We start from the raw sequence: 4,531 nt of genomic DNA on the forward strand, positions 1-4,531 counted from the left end.
CGAAGTTTATTGTGTTACTGGGCAGTGAGAAAGCTGGGCTTCAGTGCTACGGAACTGTCCAAAAAACTTGGTGTCTCGCAGCCATCTGTAAGTATTTCGGTAAAGCGTGGTGAGAAGATCGCCAAAGACAGACAACTCAAGCTGATAAAAGAATAGGAAGTTATAATTTTATGGGCGTCCCCAAGAATCGCCAGATCGCCAAAGACAGACAACTCAAGCTGATAAAAGAATAGGAAGTTATAATTTTATGGGCGTCCCCAAGAATCGCCGAGCATCAGCTGGAGCTGGATCCTTTTTCAAACCTGTTCGTATTTTGCAACCGCCGGCGAAACATCGTCAAGATTCTTTACTGGGATCGCAATGGTTTCTGCCTCTGGCAAAAACGACTTGAGAAGCATTGTTTCAATTGGCCAGAGTCGGTATCCGAGGTAAAACAAATTCGTATGCGAGAGCTCATGTGGCTTCTTGAGGGGTTGGAAATTGAACAGAAAAAAGCTCACGGGCAACTATTTTATGAGACACTTTTTTAACTATAAATAGCTGAAATTTTAGTATTAAATATTTACTTCATCATGCATTTGTGCTATGTAAATACGCATGATTTCAGACTCAAACAGCTTGCCAGATAATATTGATGCACTCAAGCAGATCATAGATTCATATGCAAAAAATGAGCACCGTTATGAAACGGAAAACAAGTTGCTCAGAGAACAGATCCGCCTGCTTCGAGCACAATTATTTGGTCGAAAAACAGAAAAAATTCTGCCGGAAGATGCGCACCAGCAGCTTTTGCTTTTTAACGAAGCAGAAGAGACAGTTTGCGAGCAGCCACCGGAGCCTGAAGATGAAATCATCATCCCAGAACACAAACGCAGAAAAAGAGGCCGAAAGCCCCTGCCGCCGGAACTTCCCCGCGTCAATGTTATTCACGATTTAAGCGAGGAAGAAAGAATATGCAGCTGCGGGGCTGTCAAAAGCAAAATCGGAGAAGAAGTCTCCGAACAGCTCGATATCATTCCTGCCAAAATACAGGTCATTCGAAATATTCGCCATAAATATGCCTGCAAATGCTGCGAGGGCATAGAAGACGACGGACCGACGGTCGTCACTGCACCGATGCTAGAGCAACTCATTCCCAAAGGCATGGCAACGGCGGGTCTGATAGCCTACATATTGACAAGCAAGTTTGTTGATGCCATCCCGTTTTATCGCCAGGAGAAACAATTTGCCCGAATCGGAATTGAAATCCATCGTTCTACCATGTGCGGATGGGCGATAAAAGCAGCTCAGCGAAGCATGCCGTTAATTGAGCTTTTGCACAGTGATATGCTATCCGGGCCATTGATCAATTGCGATGAAACCCCAGTCCAGGTAATGAATGAACCGGATCGTGCAAATACCACCAAATCTTACATGTGGGTGTTTCGGGGCGGTGATCCCAAAAAACCCATAGTGCTGTACGAGTACCACCCGACCCGATCAGGGGATGTGGCGGCTGAATTTTTGCGCGGTTACGAAGGCTATGTGCAGACCGACGGGTATGCCGGATATAATTTTCTGGATTTGCAGAAGAATATTCTCCATATAGGTTGTTGGGCCCATGCCCGCCGTAATTTTACCGATGTCATCAAAGCTACCGGAAAAATAAAGTCCGGAAAAACCGGCAGTGCTGACGTAGCCCTTAGTTATATCAGTAAATTGTATAGAATTGAGACAACCGCTCAACGTGAGGAGCTCAGTCCCATTGAGACTCATGAGCTGAGGCAGGAGAAATCCAAACCAATTCTTGATGAATTAAAAAAATGGCTCGAGAAAAAATCCCGACAAACGCCGCCCAAGGGGCTTCTTGGCAAAGCCGTGCAATATGCATTAAACCAGTGGGATCGACTGACCGGGTATTTGAAAGATGGCCGGATAAGGATGGATAATAATCTGGCGGAAAACGCTATCCGGCCGTTTGTGATTGGTCGAAAAAATTGGCTGTTTGCCGGTCATCCGGTAGGTGCTGAAGCCAGTGCCTGCCTTTACAGCCTTATTGAAACAGCCAAAGCAAATGGAATTGAGCCATATCAATATCTGCGGTATGTTTTTGAAAATATCCCCCGTGCCATCACCACTGAAGACTACCGGGCACTGTTGCCACAATATATCGACCGCTCCCGTTTTGCCTCACCGGCATGATGGGGGGTGGGGTTTATTAAGCGCTTACGGAAACCATCGCACCCGCCACAGTTTATCGGCAGGTTTTTGCTTTAGTACTCTGATTTGCCTGTGCCGTGAGTCTATTCGGGGTTGGTTAAAAACCATAAGAATTGTGATCCAATCACTTGAACACGGTACGGAACCGACAGATTTCTGGGGTCGATAAAGACCAGGGGCCGGTGTATCATGTAGAAATCATACAATACACCCAAGGCCTTGATCCAGATGGGTGACCGGTGCGGATCAGCTATCGGCTGGACGTAACCAACGAAAAAGAAATAGCGGGAGCAGACAGTAGACAAAACTAAGGCCGTGCCGGATAGTCGTTTAGAAATCAGGCAAAAAAGTTCTACTATTTTGCATGGAGAGGTATTTTTTTTCTTGATTAACCCTTTAATGGGTGACCCCACTTTTGACTGAGCGAACCCTTAACATAAATTTTCTGAAACACCCGTTTTGATTTTAACTCATAAGGGCATTCGGAGACCCCCTTTTCATTTAAGATGCAATAAATGGGTTGACAGAATGATTTGCATTAGTATAGTAAGCGGACTGAATATTCACTCCAAAAATTCAAGGAGAAAAGATGCAAAAGCAGACCGATAGCTCCGACAAGCGGGCGGCCATTTTGACGGCGGCCCTGGAACTGATCGCCGCCAAGGGGTTTCATGGGGCGCCGACCTCAGAGATTGCCGCCCGTGCGGGTGTCGGGGTCGGCTCCATCTACCGCTATTTCAAGGACAAAGAGGCTCTGATCCACGCAGTGTTCAATGAATTGACGGAAAAGACAGAAACTGAAGTTTTAAAAGGATACGATTCAAACGCGCCTCTGCGGGAACAGTACATTTGCCTGTGCGGTAACTTTTTTCGGTTTCTGCACAATCATCCAACATTTTTTGCTTTCAGCGAGCAATATTTTAATTCGCCTTACGGCATTCAGCGCAAGCGCAATCTGATCAAAAAGGCGGACGCGGGCGAGAAAAGCAGCTATCCCATCGGAGAATTTTTTGTTCAGGCAAAAAAACAACTGATAATCAAAGACCTGCCCCATCAGTTAATCGGAGCCCTGACGTTGGGCCCGATTATTTTTATGTTGCGTGACATTCACAGTGGTTTGTTGTTGTATTCAGAGGATCTGGTCCAGCAGGTTATTGAAACCACCTGGGAGTCGATCAAACGATAGCCACGGCGGTTAATGGAATTGGGATTATTTTTACTACTGCGAATTGGTATTTTTTTGCGCAAAAAAACGGAATGAACACTCACTCCTTGCTCACCTTGTTCTCCTTGACGATCACCGTGATACCTGGGACGTTTTTTCATTAAATTTACTCAATAAAATTATTCTGGAGGATTTTGATGCAACTTTGTAAAAATGGGTATGAACCCCTTAAATGGATTGTAGCTTTGGCTGCCCTGACGAGTTTTATGGGACTCACGGGGTGCAAAAGCGATAACAAGCTGGAAGCGGCTGAGTTGGCAAGTCAGGCCCCGGTTCCACAAGTGGCGGTAGTGACTATGCAGCCACAGCAGATAACATTGACCAGGGAGTTGCCCGGCCGAACATCCGCCTATCGTATCGCGGAAATTCGACCTCAGGTCCAGGGTATCATTCAAAAACGGCTATTTACGGAAGGTTCCGATGTCAAGGCGGGGGATGTGCTCTATCAAATTGATCCGGCCATGTATCAGGCAACACTTGACAATGCAGGAGCCGCCCTCTGCAAAGCCGAGGCCAATTTGCCGGCGGTTCGGTCCAGAGCCGATCGTTACAGAGAATTGGCGGCTGAAAAAGCGGTCAGCCGGCAGGATTACGACGATGCCGTTGCTGTGCTGAAACAGGCTGAAGCTGATGTGCAGTATTGGAAAGCGTCGGTGGAAACGGCGCGCATCAATCTGGGATATACCCATATCACGGCCCCCATTTCCGGTTGCATCGGCAGATCCAATGTGACCGAAGGCGCCGTCGTGACGGCTTATCAGGCCTTGGCGCTGGCAACTATTCAACAGTTGGACCCCATCTATGTGGATGTGCCTCAATCCACCACCGACCTCTTCAAATTGAAAAAGCGGATGAAAAGCGGTCAATGGGAGAGGACGTCTGAAACCCGGAGGAATGTTCAACTTACCATGAAAGACGATACGACTTATCCTGTCAAAGGGACCCTCCAATTCCAGGAGGTGACGGTGGATCAAACGACCGGTTCCGTTATTTTGCGGGCGGTGTTTCCAAATCCGGATAGTTTTTTGTTGCCGGGCATGTATGTCCGGGCCGTGTTTCCGGAAGGAATCTATAATCAAGCCCTGCTTATTCCTCAACAGGCGGTAT

3 protein-coding genes are annotated in these 4,531 nt (G+C 47.1%); all 3 read left to right on the forward strand.

All coding sequences use genetic code 11. The features are described 5' to 3' along the window. The first annotated feature begins 597 nt into the window (after positions 1-597). Entirely contained in the window at positions 598-2,181 is a 1,584-nt protein-coding gene (locus PHQ97_15880; protein ID MDD4394212.1) for an IS66 family transposase, read from the forward strand. Between the two features lie 607 nt (positions 2,182-2,788). Continuing rightward, entirely contained in the window at positions 2,789-3,385 is a 597-nt protein-coding gene (locus tag PHQ97_15885; protein ID MDD4394213.1) for a TetR/AcrR family transcriptional regulator, read from the forward strand. A gap of 176 nt (positions 3,386-3,561) precedes the next feature. After that, positions 3,562-4,531, forward strand: a 970-nt coding sequence (locus tag PHQ97_15890) for an efflux RND transporter periplasmic adaptor subunit (protein MDD4394214.1), incomplete at its 3' end; no start/stop codon positions are given.

Source organism: Desulfobacterales bacterium (assembly GCA_028704555.1).
GTDB lineage: Bacteria > Desulfobacterota > Desulfobacteria > Desulfobacterales > JAQWFD01 > JAQWFD01.

What these genes read in the sequence shown, in the direction of transcription:
- PHQ97_15885 (MDD4394213.1), top strand. Translation starts at nt 2,789, where the DNA reads ATGCAAAAGCAGACCGATAGCTCCGACAAGCGGGCGGCCATTTTGACG.
- PHQ97_15880 (MDD4394212.1), top strand. Translation starts at nt 598, where the DNA reads ATGATTTCAGACTCAAACAGCTTGCCAGATAATATTGATGCACTCAAG.